Source organism: Fulvimonas yonginensis (assembly GCF_037137055.1).
Lineage (GTDB): Bacteria > Pseudomonadota > Gammaproteobacteria > Xanthomonadales > Rhodanobacteraceae > Frateuria_A > Frateuria_A yonginensis.
Map to the genome: position 1 here is coordinate 365,817 of NZ_JBBBNY010000002.1, position 19,210 is coordinate 385,026.

Sequence of the window (19,210 nt, forward strand, 5' to 3'; positions counted from 1 at the left end):
TGCGCTCCGGGTCCGCCGCTTGTTACGGCGACTCGCCCGACGCCGTCACGGTCAGGCCGGTGGCGTCCACGCTCTTGACGCCCTTGACGCGGTGGGCCACCTCGATGGCGCGGTTCTTCTGCATGTCGTTGGCGACGGTGCCGGTCAGCCGCACCCGGCCGTCGCTGGTGTCGACCGAGATGTTGGTGGCCGGGATCTCCTTGGTGGTGGCGAACTCGGACTTCACCTTGGTGGTGATCCAGGCGTCATCCACCTTGCCGGGCACGGTCTGGTTCGCCTGCGAGCTGTCCGATCCGGCATAGGCATCCTGCGCGCCGGCCTGGGCGAACGGCACCGCGGCGAGCGCGGCGACGAAGCCAGCGGCAAGAAGGGTTCGATGGAACGCGGTGTGGTTACGCATGACTCTCTCCTTGGGTTGCTGTCGGTGCGACAGTCGATGCAGCGCATCGGTGGATTCATGGCAACAGGAGCGGCGTGAACGGGCCGTGGGTCGGCGCCGCAGCGTTCAGTACCGATTCGCGTAGTGAACGAGGGGCTGAAGATGCCGTTGCGGAAGGGCGAAGCGCCTGTGAGCGATCCGTGTGTCCGGGCGGGGTGGGCCTGCCTGCCCCTGACCGCGCATAAAGGAAAAGGGCGCCCGGAGGCGCCCTCCAGGATCGGTTGCCCGGGCGCTACTTGAGCGTGGTGCGGCTGGTGATCACCAGCCCGCTGCTGTCCACGTGGGCTTCGGCATCCATCGCCTCCACCCGTGCCGCCTGCGCGCGCATCGCGTCGAACTGCGCCTTGCTGCGGGCGGCGCCGGCGGCCTTGTCGGCCTGGTCGGCCGGCGCGGGCTCGCCTTCCTTGCTGAGCGCGGCGGCGGCCGAGGCCAGGCTGTCGGCCTTCTGCTGCATCAGGTTGATCCAGTCCAGGTACATCGGGCCGCTAAGGTGCATGCGCAGCAGCTGGCCCGGCTCGCCGGCCGGGGCCTTGAGGGCTTCGGCCAGCCTGGCATCCTCGCCCTGGCCGATACCCAGGCCCAGGCTGCGCGCGGCCATCGCCATCCAGGCCGGTTGTCCGAACATGCCGGCCAGGGTGGGCGGCAGCGCCGCCGGTTTGCCGTCCGGGCCGAGCTTCAGCTGGGCCAGTGCCGGAGTCATCATCTGGCCCATGGCCAGCAGGCCGGCGGGGTTGCTGGTGCCCAGCACCAGCCGGCCGCTGAACTGCGGCATGGCGTTGCCCGCGCCCGGTGCGAAGCGATCCAGGGAAAGGCCTACCCCGAGCAGGTCACCGAACGGCGGGATGGCCGCCTTCTGCATGGCGGGGCCCAGCTTGGCGAAACTGTCGTTGATCTCGGCCAGCGCCGGACAGGTGAACGGCTTGGCGGCAACCGCATCGGCCTGCGCGGTCCAGAACGTGCGCATCTGCGCCACCGGGAGGCCAAGGAAGAACTCGAACGGCGAGGCCGGCTCGGTCGCGCCCAGGCCCGGCAGGTCGACCTTCATCCCGCTGAAGGCTTGCACGATGTCGCCGGCCAGCGCGACGTCCCAGCGCAGGTCCTGGTGCTTGGCGTCCAGCCGCGTGTAACCGAAGCTGATCTGCGGCACGCGCGCGGCGATGCGCGCCGCATCGGCCTGGCAGCCGGGCGGAATCTGCAACTGGTTCGCCACCGGTTCACCGGTCTGCGCCGACTCGGCCTGCGCGCGCGCCTTGAACATCGCGCCGAACAGCGGGTCCTTGCCGCTGGCCGCCAGCGGCAGCGCGCGGCTCAGGTCCAGCTCGCCCACCGCCCACTTGGCGTAGCCCTTGGCCTTGGCCAGGTCGGCCAGCCGGCCATCGTCCTGCAGGCTCCTGGCCGGCCGGTCCAGGCCCAGCGCCTGGCGCAGCAGCGGCTGCGCCGCATCCGCGGGCAGGATCGCGGCCACCGCCTGCCTGCCGACCACCGCCAGGATCAGCTGGGTGCCGCTGGCGACGGAGACGTGACGGCGATAGCTCTGCTTGTCGATGCTGGCCACCTCCAGCTTCTTGCCGTACGCGGTCTCCAGCCGACCGATGAAGGCCTGGAAGGCGTTGGGATCGGCCAGCTCGAAGCGCAGCACCGGCGCCAGGCCCAGGCCGTACAGGGCGGAGTGTCCCTTCAGGTCGAGGCCGGCGTTCTGGGCGAAGGTCTGGATGGTCTTGCCGTCGAGTTCCGTGGCGAAGGCACGCAGCAGGTTGGCGCTGTCCGCGTCCTTGGCCGCGAGCTCGTCGGCGGTGGCGCGCAGTTGCGCCACCTGCGCCGGCAGCTGGGTGTCGGCCTGGGCGAGCAGGGCGTTGCGCGTGTCCTCGTCCAGCACCTCGAGATTGGCCACCGCGTAGGGCGTATCGGCGGGAGCGAAGGCCAGCGGGGCGTCCTTGTCCTTGTGCCCGCAGGCGGCCAGCAGCACGCCGGCGAAGGCCAGCGCGAGGGTGCGCTTGGTGAATCGCATGGTGTTCGTTCCCCTGAAATGAGTGGCCCCGGCATTATGCCTCGGGGCGCGGCACGCGTCCGGTGTTCAGCGGCCCAGCAGCTCGCCGAGCACGGCCATGCGCACGAACACGCCGTTGCCGACCTGCTCGAGGATCTTCGACTGCGCGCCGTCGGCGACCTCCGGGGCGATCTCGATGCCGCGGTTGATCGGGCCCGGATGCATCACCAGGCAGCCCTTGGCGGCGCGGCCCAGTCGCCGCACGTCCAGGCCGTAGCGGGCGAAGTAGGCCGCCTCGTCCGGCAGCTCGGTGGCCGCCATGCGTTCCTTCTGCAGGCGCAGCATGATCGCCACGTCCGCGCCTTCGATCGCCTCGTCGAAGTCCTCGACGAAGCGGCAGCGCGGGAATTCCTCCTGCGTGGGCATCAGCGGCGCCGGGCCGCACAGGCGGATCTCGCGCACGCCCATCGCGGCGAGCGCGTGCACGTCCGAGCGCGCCACGCGCGAGTGCTTGATGTCGCCGCAGATCACCACGGCGAGGTTCTCGAAGTCGGGGCGGTGCTCGCGGATGGTCATCACGTCGAGCAGGCCCTGGGTCGGATGCGCGCGGTTGCCGTCGCCGGCGTTGATCACGGAGACGCCGCTCATGGCGTGGCGCACCAGTTCCTCCGGCGTGCCGGAGACCTTGTGGCGCACCACGATGGCGTCCAGGTGCATGGCCTCGAGCGTGTGCAGCGTGTCGAACAGCTCCTCGCCCTTGGCGGTGGAGGAGAATCCGATGTCGAAGTTGATCACGTCGGCGCCGAGCCGCCGCGCGGCCAGCTCGAACGAGGTGCGCGTGCGGGTCGACGGCTCGAAGAACAGATTGAGCACGGTGCGGCCGGCCAGCAGGTCGAGCTTGCGGGTGCCGTGCGCGCAGGCGTCACGCATGGACAGGGCGCGGTCGAGCAGGCGCTCGATGCAGGCGCGCGGCAGGTTCTCCAGCGTGGTCAGGTGGCGCAGGCGCGAGCTCATGGCGGGCGGTTCGAAGGAGCGGGATGGGATGAACATGCGGTCAGCCTGTCGGAGTCTGGTCGGGAGCGGGCGTGGCGGCAAGCCAGCGTTCGAGGATCACGGCGGCCGCCTCGGCGTCGATCCTGTCCGCGTCGCTACGCCGGCGCGCGCCGGCGGCGCGCGCCTCGGCGAAGCGGCGGGCCGCTTCCTGCGAGCTGTGTCGTTCGTCGACCAGCACGACCGGGGTGCGGTAGCGCTGGCGCAGGTGCTCGGCGAAACGCCGGGCCAGACGGCTGGCCGGCTGCTCGGCGCCGTCCAGCGTCAGCGGCAGCCCGACGACCAGCGTGTCGGGCTGCCATTCGCGCTGCAGTGCATCCAGACGGGGCCAGTCCGGTCCGCCCGACTGCACGGGCACCACGGCGAGGGCGCGGGCGCTGGCGGTGACCCGGTTGCCGACGGCGACGCCGATCAGCCGGCTGCCGACATCGAAACCGAGCACGCAGCTCATGCGGCCCGACCCACGTGCAACGGGAGACGCCGCGCCACGCTCACGCGTGGCCCGCATAGCCGGGAAGCTGCAACGGATCCACGCCGACCAGGCCGGCGGCGGCGCTCCAGCGCTCCTCCAGCGGGGTGTGGAACAACACCCGCTCGTTCGCCTCGGCGGTGAGCCAGGTGTTGTCCTTGAGTTCCTGCTCGAGCTGTCCCGCGCTCCAGCCGGCATAGCCGAGCGCCATCAGTGCCTCGCGCGGCCCCTCGCCCGCGGCCATCGCGACCAGGATGTCGCGCGAGGTGGTCACCGACCATTCCGCGTTGATGCGGTAGCTGGATTCCCAGTGCCCGTGCTCGCGGTGCAGCACGAAGCCGCGTTCCTGCTGCACGGGCCCGCCGATCAGCACCGGCCGGTCGGCCAGCTCCTGGTCGGTGCAGTCGAGCTTGAGCTGCGCCAGCACGTCGCCGAGACGGTATTCGGAAAGCTGGTTCACCAGCAGGCCGACCGCGCCGTCCTCGTCGTGCTGGCAGAGAAAGGCCACGCTACGCGAGAACGGCGGCTCGGCCAGGCTCGGCATGGCGATCAGGAAGTGCCCGGCGAGGGTCTGCGGTTTGGGGACGGCGCTCATGCAGACATTGTAATGCGGCGGACGGAGGCGCGTTGTAACGCGAGCGATGTGAAGCGGCCGCGTTGGGTGTCTACGCATCCTTTCCGGCCGGCGCGGGCGGGCGGCCTACTTGTTGCGCAGCACGTTGCCGGGCAGAAACTGCCAGGTGCGGGTGATGTAGAGCTCGTCGACGTGCTGATCGCTCGGGATCGGCGGGAACGGCGCGGCCAGCCGGACGATGCGCTCGGCCGCCTTGTCCAGCAGCGGCTGTCCGGAACTGCGGATCACGTCGATCGCCTTGACGCTGCCGTCGCGGCGCAGGGTGACGGTCAGTTCCAGCTCGCCGTGCAGGTTGCGCCGGCGCGCTTCCTCCGGATAGTTGAGATTGCCGATGCGTTCGATGCGGTCGACCCAGCCGCGCATGTACGCCGCATAGACGTATTCCCTGGTGTTGGCCGAGATGAACTTCTTCTTCGGCCGCTTGGCGTAGGCCTCCCGCCGGTCGCGCAGCTCGGCGGCCAGCTGCGCCATCTCCTGGCGACGGCGCAGTTCCGCCGCGGTGGGCGTGTCCTCGGTCTGGCGCTCGGGACGGGCGGTGTCGCTGTCGACACTGAAGTCGCTGCGGCCGGTGGTGGTGATGCGGCGGGACGGCGTGGCCGGCTGCGGCCGCGGCACGGTGGCTTCCACCGGCTGCGGGGCGGTGCCCGGGGTAGGCTTGGTCAGCGCGCCGGAGAACGGCTGCGAAGGCCGTTCGGCGTGGTCGCTCTGGCCGCCGCCGCGGTTGTTCGCCTGGGCCAGGAAGTCGGCCTTGTCTGGCGCCTCGCGGTTGGCCACGTCGACCAGGGTGACGTCCAGCGTCGGCAGACCCGGCTTGGGCTTGACGAAATGGAAGGTCAGCCCGAGCAGCAGCACGCCGTGCAGCAGCAGCGAGAACAGCAGGGTCGCCCCGATCGGATCAGGGGTGTCGGGGCGGCGGACGGTGGCACTCACGCGGGAACGTTCTCGATCGCATCGAACAGCTGTCCGGCGATATTAAGCCCGAACTGCGCGTCCAGTTCGCGGGCACAGGTCGGTGATGTGACGTTGATCTCGGTGAGGTAGTCGCCGATCACGTCCAGGCCGACGAAACGCAGGCCGCGCCGACGCAGTTCGGGAGCCACCTGGGCGGCGATCGAGCGGTCGCGGTCGGACAGCGGCACGCCCACGCCGCGGCCGCCCGCGGCCAGGTTGCCGCGGAACTCGTCGCCCTGAGGGATGCGCGCCAGCGCGTAGGGCACCGGCTCGCCGTCGATCAGCAGGATGCGCTTGTCGCCGGCACTGATCGCCGGAATGAACTTCTGCGCCATGGCGAAGTGCCGGCCCTCGCCGTGCATGCCGCCGGCCAGCAGCGTTTCCAGCATGGAATTGAGATTGCCGTCGCCGGCGCGGATGCGGAAGATGCCGCGCCCGCCCATGCCGTCCAGCGGCTTGAGTACCGCCTCGCCGTGCTCGGCGACGAAGCGGCGCAGCTCGCCGGGGTCGCGCGAGACCAGCGTCGGCGCGATGCACTGGGGAAACTGCAGCGCGAAAAGCTTCTCGTTGCAGTCGCGCAGCGCCTGCGGGTCATTGACGACCTGCACGCCGCCGCGCTGGGCCGCATCCAGCACCATCGTGTCGTAGAGGAACTGCGCGTCCACCGGCGGATCCTTGCGCATCAGCACCACATCCATCTCGCGCAGGTCGCGCCAGCGGCGTTCGCCCAGCGCGTACCAGCCCGCCGGATCGTCCCGCACCGTGAGCGGCGCCAGCCGGGCGAACGGGGCGCCGTCGCGCAGGGCCAGGTCGCCCTGCTCCATGTAGTGCAAGGCGTGGCCGCGGCGCTGCGCCTCCAGCAGCATGGCGAAGCTGGTGTCCTTGGCGATCTTGATGGCGCCGATGGGGTCCATCAGCACGGCAACCGAAAGCGGCATGGAATTCTCCGTGGCTTGCGAGGGGCCGGCAGGCAGGCGCTCGTCTGCCTGCCGGCAGGGGTCCGGACAGTCTACGTCGGGTAGGTGCGGTTGTATGGCCGGGCCCGCTCCGCCGGAGCGGGACGGAGCGCGCATCCAGCCCAGGATTTGCTTGACGCCGCTGCGGTCAGGCGGTAAACAGCAACGCATTGACTGCGTTGCCGGCAACCGGGGCGCAACTCCAGAACAAATTGCGGTTTTTTTACATGCACACCGGCCGGCATCCGCTCGGCCGTGTGCCTTACCTGAGCCTCGGGCGGGCAGCAGGGGGGGTTGAGTGAACTTGAACGCGAGCGACAACGGCTTGACCGGTCTGAAGGTCATGGTCATCGATGACTCCAAGACCATCCGCCGCACTGCCGAGACCCTGCTCAAGAAAGAAGGGTGCGAGGTCCTCACCGCCGTCGACGGGTTCGAGGCACTGGCCAAGATCTCCGACCAGAAGCCGGCGATCATCTTCGTCGACATCATGATGCCCAGGCTGGACGGCTACCAGACCTGCGCGCTGATCAAGAACAACCCGCAGTTCCGCAACACGCCGGTGATCATGTTGAGCTCGAAGGACGGCCTGTTCGACAAGGCCCGCGGGCGCATCGTCGGCGCCGAACAGTACCTGACCAAGCCGTTCACCCGCGACGAACTGCTTGGCGCCATCCATCGTCACGTCAGCACGGTCTGAGAGCCACTGACTGCCGCGTCTTAAGGGGAGACCTGTGGCAAAGATCCTCATCATCGACGACTCGCCGACCGACGTGCGCGTGTTCACCACGCTGCTCGAGCGGGCGGGCTACCAGGTCGCCGCCGTCAGCACCGCCGAGGAAGGCATCGAGCGCGTGCGCGCCGACCTGCCGGACCTGGTCATCATGGACGTCATCATGCCCGGCATGAACGGCTTCCAGGCCACGCGCACCCTCACGCGGGATCCGGCTACCTCGAACGTGCCGATCGTGATGATCACCACCAAGTCGATGGAGACCGACCGCGTGTGGGGCCTGCGCCAGGGCGCGCGCGCGTTCATCACCAAGCCGGTCAACGAGAAGGAACTGCTGACCTGCATCAACGACCTGTTGCCGAGCGCGGCATGAACGAGAGCGCCAACCTCAGCCCGTTCGAGATCCTGGCCCACTACGAGCGCCTGTCGCTGGCGCACGCGCTGGACGTGCAGGACAAGATGGAGGCGCCCGGCCTGTGGCGCGGCATCGGATACCGGGTGGGGTCGCGCCTGTTCGTCAGTGCCATCGACGAGATCAACGAACTGCTGGCGGTGCCGGCGCTGACGCCGGTGCCGCTGACCCGGCCCTGGCTGCTGGGCGTGGCCAACGTGCGCGGCAACCTGGTGCCGGTGATCGACTTCAACCGCTTCCTGTTCGGCGAGCGCACGCAGCCGACCGAGCGCACGCGCCTGCTGATCGTGCGCCAGGGCGGCGGCAGCGTCGCGCTGATGGTCGACGAGGTGTTCGGCCAGCGCACGGTCGACGAGGAGCAGCGGCGCGGGGCGATGCGCGAGGACGATCCGCGGCTGACCCGTTTCGTCGAGGAGCGGGTCGAGGTCGGACCGCAGCAGCTGGGCGTGTTCAGCATGAAGCGGCTGGTGCGGGCACCGGATTTCCGCCAGGCCGCGGCCTGACGAACGGTTGGTAGGGCCGGCGCCGGGGCGTGGCCGGAAACAGGGGCGATGAGGTCCCGCCAGCGGCAGCGCCAACGAGGCGCCGCCCGGCAGGATGAAAGACGGACGAGGTGTAACGATGAGCACTACAGGGGGCGTCGGCAAGGAACGGGGCTATACCGGCCTCATTGTCCTGCTGCTGATCGCGATCGGTTTCGCGGCGCTGGACTTCTTCATGCTGAATCAGAAGAACGGCGAGGACCGCCAGGCCAGCGCGCTGACCACGCAGATCCAGGTGCTGTCGCAGCAGACGGCCAAGTACGCACTGGAGGCCGCCGACGGCAACGTCGACTCGTTCAAGGAGCTGGAAAGCACCCGCAACGCGATCGACGCGGCGGTGCAGAAGCTGGCCAAGGGCGATGCCAAGGGTGGCATGGAGCCGTACGGCGACAACAACGCCACCCCGGCCGGCCGTGCGGTGACCGCGCTGGTCAACGCCTGGGGCCAGCTCGACGGCGACATCAAGAAGATCCTGTCCAACAAGACGGTGGTGCTGGATTCGGCGCAGCGCGCCGACAAGCTGTCGCAGCAGATGCCGCTGCTCAACTCGAGCATGGACCAGGTCACCAACATCCTGCAGCAGCGCAACGGCAGCGCCGAGCAGATGCTCGGTTCCTCGCGCCAGATGCTGCTGGCCGACCGCATGATCCGCCGCGTGCAGGAAGTGCTGCAGGGCGGCGACACCGCGCAGGCGGCGGCCGATGGCCTGGCCCGCGACGCCCAGCTGTACGGCACCGTGCTCAAGGGCCTTACCGACGGCAATCCCGAGGCCGGCGTGAAGGCCATGGGCGACGCCAACGCGCGCAAGATCCTCACCGACATGCAGGCGAGCTGGGAGGCGCTGGCCGATCCGATCGCCAAGCTGGTGGCCGCCGCCGGTGCCATCGCCGACGTCAAGCAGGCCGGCAACCAGGCCTCGCTGGATTCGCAGAACGTGCTGCTGCGCGCGAACGAGCTGTCCGACCAGATCGGCAAGCTGCCGTTCCGCCGCCTGTTCCCGAACGTGTGGTGGGGCGTGCTGGGCGCCGCCGGCGCGGTGGCCTTCGCGCTGCTGCTGGTGGTCACCCTGGTGCGCGACCAGCGCAAGCGCTTCCAGGACTCGACCGAGCTGAACCAGCGCAACCAGGAGGCGATCATGCGCCTGCTGGACGAGATGGGTTCGCTCGCCGAAGGCGACCTGACCGTCAAGACCACGGTGTCGGAGGACATCACCGGCGCGATCGCCGACTCGGTGAACTACGCCATCGACGAGCTGCGCACCCTGGTGACCACGATCAACGAGACCTCCGAGCAGGTGTCCTCGTCGGCGCAGGAAACCCAGACCACCGCGCGCCACCTGGCCGACGCGGCGCAGAACCAGGCGCAGCGGATCAGCACCGCCACCTCGGCGATCAACCAGATCGCGGCGCTGATGGACAACGTGTCCAAGGATTCGGCCGAGTCGGCCGACGTGGCCGAGCGCTCGGTGCAGATCGCCTCGCGCGGCGCCGAGGTCGTGCGCGAGACGATCTCGGGCATGGACTCGATCCGCGACCAGATCCAGGAGACCTCCAAGCGCATCAAGCGCCTGGGCGAGTCCTCGCAGGAGATCGGCTCGATCGTGGAACTGATCAACGACATCGCCGAGCAGACCAACATCCTGGCGCTGAACGCGGCCATCCAGGCGGCTTCGGCAGGCGAGGCGGGCCGCGGTTTCGCGGTGGTGGCGGACGAAGTGCAGCGCCTGGCGGAACGCTCCGCCAGCGCGACCAAGCGAATCGAGACGCTGGTGCAGACCATTCAGTCCGACACCAACGAAGCGGTGAACTCCATGGAACAGACCACCGCCGAGGTGGTCGCAGGTGCGCGCCTGGCCGAGGACGCCGGCAGCGCGCTGGGCGACATCGAGCGCGTGTCGCACGACCTGTCCGCGCTGATTCAGAACATCTCCACCGCGGCGCGTCAGCAGTCCGCGGCGGCGACCGACATTTCGCAGTCGATGAACGCGATTCAGGAAATCACCTCGCAGACCTCGCTGGGCGCGAGCCAGACGGCCGACTCGATCGGCTACCTGGCGCAGCTGGCGAGCGACCTGCGGCGCTCGGTGGCGCACTTCAAGTTGCCGGGTTGATCAGGACTTACCGACAGGGGGCAACCTCGACGGTTGCGCGATGCGCGCACGGCGCGCAGCCGCTCAAGAGGGGCGCATGAGACTTCAAGACCACATCGATTTCACCACCCTGCAGTGGGTCAAGCCGGAGCTCGACGAGACCCTGGCGCGCGCCCGCGAGGCGCTGGAGTCCTTCGTCGACAACCCGGGCAAGCACGAGATCATGCGTGCCTGCGTCGACCACCTGCACCAGGTGCAGGGCACCCTGCGCATGGTCGAGCTGTACGGCGCGGCCATGGTCGCCGAGGAAATGGAGACGCTGGCCATCTGCCTGCTGGAGGATCACGTCCGCCAGCGCGAGGAGGCCTTCGGCGCGCTGATGCGCGGCCTGATGCAGCTGCCGGACTACCTCGAGCGCCTCTCCGGCGGCCATCGCGACGTTCCGGTGGTGTTGCTGCCGCTGCTCAACGACCTGCGCGCCAGCCGCGACCAGCAGGCCCTGTCCGAGGCGGCGCTGTTCAACCCGAACCTGGAGCAGGCGCTGCCGGTGCAGGCGCCGGGTGCCCAGGGCGAGGTCAACGTGGCCGCGCAGCGCGCCGCCGTGACCGAGCTGCGCCTGCGCTTCCAGCAGCAGTTGCTCGCCTGGTTCCGCGGGCAGAACGCGGCCCAGCAACTGGTCGGCATGCGCGACACGCTGCTGGCGATCGCCGGCCGCTGCTGGACCGTGCCGGGCCGCCGTCTGTGGTGGATCGCCGCCGGCGCGCTGGAGGGCCTCGAGCAGGGCATGCTCAAGAGCCACGCGGCCGAGATCCGCCAGCTGATCGGCAAGGTCGACCGCAACATCCGCCAGCTGATCGAGCAGGGCGAGGCCAGCCTGCGCGGCGGCGATGCCGACGAGCTGGCCGCGAAGCTGCTCTACATCGTGGCGCAGGCCCGCCAGGCCAGCCCGCAGATGGCGCTGCTCAAGCAGACCTACCGTCTCGACAGCCTGCTGCCCGAGGCGGCGGAACTGGAGCACGCGCGCGGCTCGATGTCGGGACACAACCGCGCGCTGCTCGATTCGGTTTCCAAGGCGCTGAAGGAAGACCTGCTGCGCGTGAAGGAGGCGCTGGACCTGTTCCTGCGCCAGCCCGATCCCGATCCCGCGCAGCTGGGCGCGCAGGGCGAGGTGCTCGAGCGCGTGGGTGACACCCTGGGCATGCTCGCCCTGGCCGTGCCGCGCCGCGTGGTCAACGAGCAGCGCCGGGTGCTCGAGGAGATCGCGCACAAGGTGCGCGCGCCCGAAGAGGGCGTGCTGCTGGACGTCGCCGGCGCGCTGCTGTACGTGGAATCGTCGCTCGACGACCACATCGAGAGCCTCGGTGCCGACGACAACCTCGCCTCCGAGAGCCTCGCGGTGGACGAGGACACGGCGCCGGCGCTGCCGCGCAGTGAAGCGCGCAGCATCCTGGCGACGCTGATGCAGGAGGCGATCGCCAATACCGCCAAGGTCAAGGAGGCGATCGTCGCCTTCGTCGAGGCCGGCTGGGACCTGGCGCAGCTGGAGGGCACGCCGGCCCTGATGGACGAGGTCTCCGGCGCCCTGCGCATGCTCTCGGCGCCGCGTCCGGCGGAACTGGCCGAGGGCATCGGCCGCTACGTCTGGAACGAGATGCTGGTGGACCGGCGCGTGCCCGGCAGCGCGCAGATGGATCATCTGGCCGACGCCCTGGCCGCGCTGGAGTACTACCTGGAGGCCGCGCGCGAGCATCGTGGTGGGTTGGAACACATCCTCGACGTGGCCGAGCACAGCCTCGGCTCGCTCGGCTACTGGCCGCTGCCGGCCGCTCGCGCCGCCGAGGCCTACCAGCCGCCGGTGCGGGCGCCGGAACCGGTGCCGGCGCCGGCCATTGACGCAGCGGCGCCCGCGCTTTCCGAGCCGGTGAGCGTGGCCGACGGCGACGACCTCACCAGCCTGCTGATCGGGCACAGCGAGCCGCTGCAGACCCCCGCCCACGAACTGGCCGGCCTGCGCCTGGCGCAGACCGAGCCGACGGCCGCACCCGGCACCGCCGAGGACGCAGGGGACTGGATCGAGATCGAGGAGGAGGTCGTCGAGGAGGTGCCGGCGGCCGACGCGTTGGCCGGCAACGCCGGCTTCCAGCTCGGCACCGAGGGCATCGACGACGACATCCGCGAGATCTTCCTGGAGGAAATGCAGGAGGAGATCGACAACCTGCGCGGCGCCCAGCAGACCTGGCTGGCCGACCCGACCCAGCTGGCCGCGCTCACGCCGATCCGCCGTTCCTTCCACACGCTCAAGGGCTCCGGCCGCCTGGTCGGCGCCAGCGTGCTGGGCGAATTCGCCTGGAAGGTGGAGAACATGCTCAACCGCGTGCTGGATGCCACCATCCAGCCGCACGAGGGTGTACAGGCGCTGGTGCAGGCCGCGATCGACGCGCTGCCGCAGTTGCTGCTGGCCCTGAAGGGGGAGGGCACGCCCAGCGCGCCGCTGGCCGCGATCATGGCCACCGCCGACCGCCTCGCCGCGGGCGAAATGGCGCAGATCAGCGACCATGCCGCCCCCGCCACCGAAACCGTGCGCCGCGTGGTGCGCCGCCGCGTGCCGCGCCTGGACGTGGCAGCCGAGGCGGTCCCGGCTGCGGCCCACACCGACCACACCGCGGTCAGCGCACCGCCGCCGCCCACCGACGCGATACCGCTGCCGGTGATGCCCCCGGTCGACCCGGTCCTGCTGGAGATCCTGCGCAGCGAAGTGGCGCAGTACCTGCAGACCATCCGCGCGGCGCTGGCCCGCGCCGACGGCGAACTGCGCGTGGACGACGCCCTGCTGCGCGCGGTGCACACGCTGCACGGCGCCATCGCGATGGTCGACATCCCGCTGCTGACCCAGTTGCTGTCGCCGCTGGAAAGCCTGCTCAAGCGTCTGCGCGCCGCCGCCGCGCCGCTGTCGGAGGAAGGCACGCACCTGCTCGCGCAGTCCGCCGACGTGGTCGACCACGTGATGGCGCAGTTCGACGCGCCCGACCCGCAACTGCCTTCGGTGGATGCGCTGACGGCGCGGCTGGCCGAACTGCGCGACGCCCAGCCCGAGCCCAAGGTCGCCCACGTGCTGTTCGATCCGCACGCGGAAGAGCTGCCGACCGAGCTTCCTGGCGAGAACGTCGCCGCTGCCGCCCTCGATGCCGGCATGGATCATGCGCTGGGCGAGCCGGAAGCCGCGCCGGAGCCGGCGGCGGAGGACGAGCACGACGCCTACGCCGGCGAGCTGCTGGCCGCGCTGGACGCGTTCGAGCTGGACACCGGGGAGTCGGACACGACCGAGTCGGCGCTCGACATCACCGACGACGAGCAGAACCTCGCGACGCTGCTCGACGACCTGCTGAACGAGCCGGAGGACGTGCTTCCGGCCGGGCAGGACGAATCCGCTGCCCCCCCTGAGCCGGAGCTGTCCGACCCTGGACTGGCCGCGCCCGAGGAGGCGGTCGACACCGCCGGTGTCGAGGACGACATCGTGATCGACGGCGACATCGCCGAGGCGTCGCCCGCGGACGGTGCGCCGGTGGCGCCCGAGCTCGCCGCCGACACCGGGGAGACCCCGTCGCCGGCCGTCGAGGAGCCGGAGCAGGCAACCGAGGAGGTCGCGGCCCACGACGACGCCCCGGAGGCGACCGCGCCGGCCACCCCATGGGTGGGCCAGATCGACCCCGACCTGCTCGAGATCTTCACCGAGGAAGCGCACGAACTGCTCGACCACGCCGACGGCCTGCTGGCGCAGTGGCGCGCCGAGCCGACCGAGATGGCGCACGCGGCCGGCCTGCAGCGCGACCTGCACACGCTCAAGGGCGGTGCGCGCATCGCCGGCCTGGTGCCGGTGGGCGACCTCACCCACGCGATCGAGACGCTGCTGGAAAAGCCGGTCGGCGAGCGCGACGTCGCGGCGCTGATCGGTGCGCTGGAAGCCGGCTTCGACACGCTGCACGCGCTGGTCAAGCGCGTATCCCAGGGCCAGCCGATCGAATACCCGCAGGCGTTGATCGATCGCTTCCTGGCCATGGCCGGACATGACCGGCTGGCCGAGGAGGCCGCGCCCTCCGGGTCGGCGCCGGTCGCGGCCCCGCCCGTGCCGGCCGCGCCGCTGCCCGAGCTGCTGCCCGAGCTGCTGTCCGACCGCGAGGAAGAGGCCCGCTCGCCGCAGGAGCAGATCCGCGTACGTGCGGAACTGCTCGACGACCTGGTGAACCACGCCGGCGAGGTGGCGATCTACCGCTCGCGCCTGGAACAGCAGGTGGCCGGCTACCGCTTCAACCTGGTCGAGCTGGATCAGACCGTGCAGCGTCTGCGCAGCCAGCTGCGCATGCTCGAGATCGAGACCGAGGCGCAGATCATCGCGCGCTACCAGCGCGAGCACCGCGAAGCGGGCATGAGCGTGTTCGACCCGCTCGAGCTCGACCGCTTCTCGCAGCTGCAGCAGTACTCGCGTGCGCTGGCCGAGTCGGTGTCCGACCTGGTGTCGATCCAGAACATGCTGGACGAGCTGACCCGCCAGGCCGAGACCCTGCTGATCCAGCAGTCGCGCGTCAGCGCGGAACTGCAGGACGGCCTCCTGCGCACCCGCATGCTGCCGTTCGACACGATGGTGCCGAACCTGCGCCGCACCCTGCGCCAGGCCGCGCAGGAGGAAGGCAAGAGTGCCCAGCTGTACGTCGAGGGTGCCCACGGCGAAATGGATCGCAACCTGCTCGACCGCATCAAGGCGCCGTTCGAACACATGCTGCGCAACGCCATCGCGCACGGCATCGAGACGCCGGCCGAACGCCGCAAGGCGGGCAAGCCGGAAGAGGGCGCGGTACGCATCCGCGTCGCCCGCGAGGCCACCGAGGTGGTGGTGCGCGTCAGCGACGACGGCCGCGGCCTGGATCGTGAGGCGATCCGCGCGCGCGCGATCGAGCGCGGCCTGCTGCGGCCCGACGCCCGTCCCAGCGACGACCAGCTGCTGAGCCTGATCACGCAGACCGGTTTCTCCACCGCCAGCCAGGTGACCCAGCTCGCCGGCCGCGGCGTGGGCATGGACGTGGTGGCCAACGAGATCAAGCAGCTCGGCGGCTCGCTGGCGATCGAGTCGCAGCCCGGCCAGGGCACCACCTTCGTGCTGCGCCTGCCGTTCACCCTGGCGGTGACCCAGGCGATCGTGGTGCGTTTGGGCGAGTCGAGCTTCGCTATCCCGATGACCTCGGTGCAGGGCGTGGCGCGGATCGATCCCGACGAGCTGGCCGAGCGCCTGGCCCAGGACAACCCCAGCTTCGACTACAACGGCGAGGCCTACGGCATCCACGACCTGTCCGAGCTGCTGGGCCTCCCGCCCGGTCACGGCGGCGAGGACGAACAGGTGCCGCTGCTGCTCACCCGCACCGGCGACCTGCGTGCCGCGATCCGCATCGACGGCGTCGTCGGTTCGCGCGAGATCGTGGTGAAGTCGGTCGGCCCGCAGGTCAGTTCGGTACCTGGCGTGCTTGGCGCGACCATCATGGGCGACGGTTCGGTGCTGGTGATTCTCGACCTGCCGCCGCTGGTCCGTCACGGTATCGCCCGGCGCGAGCAGCGCCTGGCCGAAGGCCTGGCCGCGGTGCAGGTCCCGGTGGTCGAGGAGCCGCGCGCCAAGCCGCTGGTGATGGTGGTGGACGACTCGATCACCATGCGCAAGGTCACCGGCCGCGTGCTGGAGCGCCACGACTACGAGGTGGCCACGGCGAAGGACGGCATCGACGCGCTGGAGAAGCTGCACGAGCGCGTGCCGGACATGATGCTGCTGGACATCGAGATGCCGCGCATGGACGGCTACGAACTCGCCACCCAGATGAAGGCCGATCCGCGCCTGCGCGAGGTGCCGATCATCATGATCACCTCGCGCACCGGCGACAAGCACCGCCAGCGCGCCTTCGACATCGGCGTCGACCGCTACCTCGGCAAGCCCTACCAGGAGGCCGAGCTGCTGGCGCAGATCGCCGAGGTGCTGGAGCAGCGGGCGATGGAGGCGGTCAATGGCTGAGGCGGTACCGGCGGTCGCGCTGCTGTTCGACGATGCGGGCCTGGGGGAACAGCTGCGCACCGCGCTGAGCGAGCGCGGCGCGCGCATCGTCCACGAAGGCCCGCTGTCCGGCCTCAGCCGTGAGCTGGTCGCTTCGCTCGACGCCGACGTCATGGTGGTCAACCTGGACGACGAGGACGACGGCGCGCTCGATCGCCTGGACGAGGCGCTGGACGGCGATCGCCCGCGCGTGGTGTTCAACGATGCCCAGGCCAGCCGTGCGCTGCAGGGCTGGGATCGCGCGCGCTGGGCCCGGCACCTGGCAATGAAGGTGCTCGCGGCAGGCGACGCGGATCCGCCGCGTCCGCCGGCCGTCGAACCGGTCGCCGAGGCGGCGCCGGTGCCGGTGGTGGCGCCACCGGTCGCGGTCGCCGACGAAACCCCCGCCCCGCCCGCGGAGGACGAGGAGGCGCGCCAGGCTGCCGCGTCCGAAACGCTGGCTGCCGAGCTCGAAGCGCTGCTCGCCTCTGACACGACGGTGGCGGACGCGGAGGATTTCGGCTCGGGCCTCAACTATGCCGCGGGGGAGGGCAGCCTCCTGCATGACGGGGATTTCGGCGCGCCACCGGAAGACGATGCGGTCGAAACGATCGCGCCGGTCGAGGCCGCGCGCGAGCCGGAGCCCGAACCGGTCGCCGTGGCAGCTGCCGCCGAACCGGTGACGGAGCCGGTGGCCAGAGGTTCGTTCCAGCTCGACCATCTGGAGCTGGCGCCGCTGGACGATGCGCAGGTGGCGACCGTCCCGCGCGCCGCGAGCGCGGCGCCCGCCGCGACGCGCGTCTCCGACAGCTGGACGCTGCTCGATCCGGACACGCCGGCGGAAACCACCAGCGGCGAGGCCGCGAGTCCCGCGATGTTCGGGATCCAGAAAATGAGCGCGGCCGACTTCCTCGCGCCCGAGGGGGAGGCCGCCGAATCGCCGATCAAGCCGGGCCTCAGCCTCGAGCTGGTGTCCATGGAAGAGGCGATCGCACCGCAACACTACGAGCCCGCGCCGCAGGCCTCCGACGAGGCCGCAGAGCCCCTGTCGAGGCTGGTGGTGCTGGGCGCCACCACGGAAAGCACCGAATCGGTCGGCCAGTTCCTCGCCGCCCTGCCGGCCGGGCTGCCCGTCGTGGTACTGCACACCCAGCATCTCGCCGGTCGGCCGGCGGACGGGCTGGTGGACTACTTCGCCGCGCAGTGCGCATTGCCGGTGCGGCTGGCCGAGACGGGCATGCGCGTGCGTGCGGGCGAGGTGGTCGTGGTGCCTTCCGATCGCCAGGTCCGCCTGCAGCGCGACGGCACCGTGGAGCTCGACCCGGTGGCCGGTGACGCCGCGCACGTTCCCTCGATCGATGCCAGCTTCACCCTGGCGGCGAGTACCTTCGGCCGCGAGGTCGTCGCGATCGTGTTCGCCGGGCGGTCCACCGATGCGGTGGGCGGTTGCCAGGCGGTCCACGACCGCGGTGGCCAGGTGTGGGTGGAGGCGGTCGGCGGCGCGCACGCGTCCGACATGGTCAGCGGCGTCCTGGCCGAGCGGTTGTCCCATTACGCGGGTACGCCGCGCGAGCTGGCCGCGCGCCTGGCCGAGCATTTCCTGGAAGGTGAGCGATGAGCGAACAACCCCTGCCGCGCGAGATCCGCTGCGTGCTGGTGCCGGTCGGCCAGCTGCGCCTGCTGTTGCCCAATGCCACCGTGGCCGAGGTGATCACCCTGCCGACGCCCGAACCGGTGCAGGGCGCTCCCGAGTGGCTGCTCGGGCGCATCGCCTGGCGCGGCTGGCGCGTACCGCTGGTCGCCTTCACCAAGCTTGCCGGCGCGCCGGAGGGCGACGCCGAACTCACCGTGCGCGTGGCCGTGCTCAAGGCGCCCGGCGGCAATGCCAGGCTGCCGTTCATCGCCGTGCTGACCCAGGGCTTTCCGCGCCTGACCACGCTCAATGCCGAGCTGGTCATCCCCACGCACGACGGCACGCCGCTGCCGCCCGGGGTCAAGGCGCAGGTGCTGGTGCGCGACGACATCGCAGTGATCCCGGACCTCGAAGGCATCGAGCAGGAGCTGGCGCGCCTGCTGGACACGGCGCACGAGCCGGTCGAGCAGGCAAGCGAAGTCGGCTGAACCGCCCGCGGCGGTCAGCCCAGATCCCCGTGCAGGGCCTGCAGCGCGGCCAGCGCCGCCAGGCCGGCCGTTTCCGTGCGCAGGATGCGCGGTCCCAGCACCAGGCCATCGAAGCCGGACGCACGCAGCGCGGCGGTGTCCCGCTCGCCGAGGCCGCCTTCCGGTCCGACCACCAGCAGCCCCCCGGCCGCACCGAAGGCGAGCGCGCGTGCGGAGCGGTCGCCTTCGGGCAGCAACGCCAGGCGCAACGCGCCATCCCGCGGCAGGCCGGCCAGCCAGGCTTCCAGCGGCTGGGTGGGCAGCACCACCGGCAGGCGGGCGCGTCCGCTCTGCTCGCAGGCGCTGGCAGCCACGGCCCGCCAGTGGGCCAGGCGCTTTTCCGCGCGCATTGCGTCCAGCCTGACCTCCGAACGCTCGGTCAGCAGCGGCACGATGCACGCGACGCCGAGTTCGGTCGCCTTCTGCACGATCAGGTCCATCTTCTCGCCACGGGCGACACCCTGGGCCAGGGTCAGCCGCAGCGGCGATTCGTTGGCGACCACCCGTGCCGCCGCGACCCGCGCGCGTACCTCGCGTTTGCCGACGGCCGTGAGCGAGGCCGCGTAGTCGTGGCCGTCCCCGTTGAACAGCACCAGCGGGTCGCCTTCGCCCATGCGCAGCACGCGCGCCACGTGTTCGCCCGCCTGCGCCGGCAGCGCCAGTTCCAGCCCGGTCGCCAGCGGTTGATCGACATGGATGCGGATGGTGCGCATGGAACGCT

General features: G+C 70.7%; 15 protein-coding genes. 7 read left to right on the top strand and 8 right to left on the bottom strand.

Annotated elements, in window-relative coordinates:
• Positions 1-22: 22 nt before the first annotated feature.
• The 7 genes from WAT24_RS04925 to gshB form a co-directional block, all read right to left on the bottom strand.
• A complete protein-coding gene (locus WAT24_RS04925; protein ID WP_336806708.1) occupies positions 23-400 on the bottom strand; it encodes a BON domain-containing protein in 378 nt (125 codons plus the stop codon).
• A 271-nt stretch (positions 401-671) separates the two neighbouring features.
• Complete coding sequence (locus tag WAT24_RS04930) at positions 672-2,447, bottom strand: hypothetical protein (protein WP_336806709.1); 1,776 nt, start codon at positions 2,445-2,447, stop codon at positions 672-674.
• Positions 2,448-2,513: 66 nt separating this feature from the next.
• A complete protein-coding gene (locus WAT24_RS04935; RefSeq protein ID WP_336806874.1) occupies positions 2,514-3,440 on the bottom strand; it encodes an aspartate carbamoyltransferase catalytic subunit in 927 nt (308 codons plus the stop codon).
• A 40-nt stretch (positions 3,441-3,480) separates the two neighbouring features.
• Positions 3,481-3,927: a Holliday junction resolvase RuvX gene (gene ruvX / locus WAT24_RS04940; protein WP_336806710.1), complete on the bottom strand. Its 447-nt coding sequence runs from the start codon at positions 3,925-3,927 to the stop codon at positions 3,481-3,483.
• A gap of 40 nt (positions 3,928-3,967) precedes the next feature.
• Positions 3,968-4,540, bottom strand: a complete 573-nt coding sequence (locus WAT24_RS04945; RefSeq protein WP_336806711.1) for a YqgE/AlgH family protein — start codon at positions 4,538-4,540, stop codon at positions 3,968-3,970.
• A gap of 105 nt (positions 4,541-4,645) precedes the next feature.
• A complete protein-coding gene (locus WAT24_RS04950) occupies positions 4,646-5,509 on the bottom strand; it encodes an energy transducer TonB (protein ID WP_336806712.1) in 864 nt (287 codons plus the stop codon).
• Positions 5,506-6,468, bottom strand: a complete 963-nt coding sequence (gshB, locus tag WAT24_RS04955; RefSeq protein WP_336806713.1) for a glutathione synthase — start codon at positions 6,466-6,468, stop codon at positions 5,506-5,508. The genes WAT24_RS04950 and gshB overlap by 4 nt, the downstream gene beginning before the upstream one ends.
• Positions 6,469-6,829: 361 nt before the next feature.
• Between gshB and pilG the strand changes: the two genes are divergently transcribed.
• The 7 genes from pilG to WAT24_RS04990 all read left to right on the top strand — a co-directional run bounded on the left by pilG (position 6,830) and on the right by WAT24_RS04990 (position 18,450).
• Positions 6,830-7,186 carry a twitching motility response regulator PilG gene (gene pilG / locus WAT24_RS04960; RefSeq protein ID WP_425605245.1) on the top strand — a complete coding sequence of 119 codons (357 nt, stop codon included), beginning with the start codon at positions 6,830-6,832 and terminating at the stop codon, positions 7,184-7,186.
• A gap of 34 nt (positions 7,187-7,220) precedes the next feature.
• The gene (locus WAT24_RS04965; protein ID WP_336806715.1) at positions 7,221-7,592 is read left to right on the top strand and encodes a response regulator; all 372 of its coding nucleotides are present in this window, start codon (positions 7,221-7,223) and stop codon (positions 7,590-7,592) included.
• Positions 7,589-8,134 carry a chemotaxis protein CheW gene (locus WAT24_RS04970; protein WP_336806716.1) on the top strand — a complete coding sequence of 182 codons (546 nt, stop codon included), beginning with the start codon at positions 7,589-7,591 and terminating at the stop codon, positions 8,132-8,134. Before WAT24_RS04965 ends, WAT24_RS04970 begins: the two co-directional genes overlap by 4 nt.
• 118 nt (positions 8,135-8,252) lie before the next feature.
• Positions 8,253-10,283 carry a methyl-accepting chemotaxis protein gene (locus WAT24_RS04975; protein ID WP_336806717.1) on the top strand — a complete coding sequence of 677 codons (2,031 nt, stop codon included), beginning with the start codon at positions 8,253-8,255 and terminating at the stop codon, positions 10,281-10,283.
• A 76-nt stretch (positions 10,284-10,359) separates the two neighbouring features.
• The gene (locus WAT24_RS04980; RefSeq protein ID WP_336806718.1) at positions 10,360-16,311 is read left to right on the top strand and encodes an Hpt domain-containing protein; all 5,952 of its coding nucleotides are present in this window, start codon (positions 10,360-10,362) and stop codon (positions 16,309-16,311) included.
• Positions 16,304-17,947 carry a chemotaxis protein CheB gene (locus WAT24_RS04985; protein ID WP_336806719.1) on the top strand — a complete coding sequence of 548 codons (1,644 nt, stop codon included), beginning with the start codon at positions 16,304-16,306 and terminating at the stop codon, positions 17,945-17,947. Before WAT24_RS04980 ends, WAT24_RS04985 begins: the two co-directional genes overlap by 8 nt.
• Complete coding sequence (locus WAT24_RS04990; protein WP_336806720.1) at positions 17,944-18,450, top strand: chemotaxis protein CheW; 507 nt, start codon at positions 17,944-17,946, stop codon at positions 18,448-18,450. The genes WAT24_RS04985 and WAT24_RS04990 overlap by 4 nt, the downstream gene beginning before the upstream one ends.
• A 14-nt stretch (positions 18,451-18,464) precedes the next feature.
• On the opposite strand, the gene WAT24_RS04995 is transcribed toward WAT24_RS04990, so the two are convergent.
• Positions 18,465-19,202, bottom strand: a complete 738-nt coding sequence (locus tag WAT24_RS04995) for a 16S rRNA (uracil(1498)-N(3))-methyltransferase (RefSeq protein WP_336806721.1) — start codon at positions 19,200-19,202, stop codon at positions 18,465-18,467.
• Between the last annotated feature and the right edge of the window lie 8 nt (positions 19,203-19,210).

Bases quoted from the DNA above. Each gene is read 5' to 3' on its own strand.
- WAT24_RS04925 (WP_336806708.1), bottom strand. From the start codon at position 400: ATGCGTAACCACACCGCGTTCCATCGAACCCTTCTTGCCGCTGGCTTC.
- WAT24_RS04930 (WP_336806709.1), bottom strand. From the start codon at position 2,447: ATGCGATTCACCAAGCGCACCCTCGCGCTGGCCTTCGCCGGCGTGCTG.
- WAT24_RS04935 (WP_336806874.1), bottom strand. From the start codon at position 3,440: ATGAGCTCGCGCCTGCGCCACCTGACCACGCTGGAGAACCTGCCGCGC.
- ruvX (WP_336806710.1), bottom strand. From the start codon at position 3,927: ATGAGCTGCGTGCTCGGTTTCGATGTCGGCAGCCGGCTGATCGGCGTC.
- WAT24_RS04945 (WP_336806711.1), bottom strand. From the start codon at position 4,540: ATGAGCGCCGTCCCCAAACCGCAGACCCTCGCCGGGCACTTCCTGATC.
- gshB (WP_336806713.1), bottom strand. From the start codon at position 6,468: ATGCCGCTTTCGGTTGCCGTGCTGATGGACCCCATCGGCGCCATCAAG.
- pilG (WP_425605245.1), top strand. From the start codon at position 6,830: ATGGTCATCGATGACTCCAAGACCATCCGCCGCACTGCCGAGACCCTG.
- WAT24_RS04970 (WP_336806716.1), top strand. From the start codon at position 7,589: ATGAACGAGAGCGCCAACCTCAGCCCGTTCGAGATCCTGGCCCACTAC.
- WAT24_RS04975 (WP_336806717.1), top strand. From the start codon at position 8,253: ATGAGCACTACAGGGGGCGTCGGCAAGGAACGGGGCTATACCGGCCTC.
- WAT24_RS04980 (WP_336806718.1), top strand. From the start codon at position 10,360: ATGAGACTTCAAGACCACATCGATTTCACCACCCTGCAGTGGGTCAAG.
- WAT24_RS04985 (WP_336806719.1), top strand. From the start codon at position 16,304: ATGGCTGAGGCGGTACCGGCGGTCGCGCTGCTGTTCGACGATGCGGGC.
- WAT24_RS04990 (WP_336806720.1), top strand. From the start codon at position 17,944: ATGAGCGAACAACCCCTGCCGCGCGAGATCCGCTGCGTGCTGGTGCCG.
- WAT24_RS04995 (WP_336806721.1), bottom strand. From the start codon at position 19,202: ATGCGCACCATCCGCATCCATGTCGATCAACCGCTGGCGACCGGGCTG.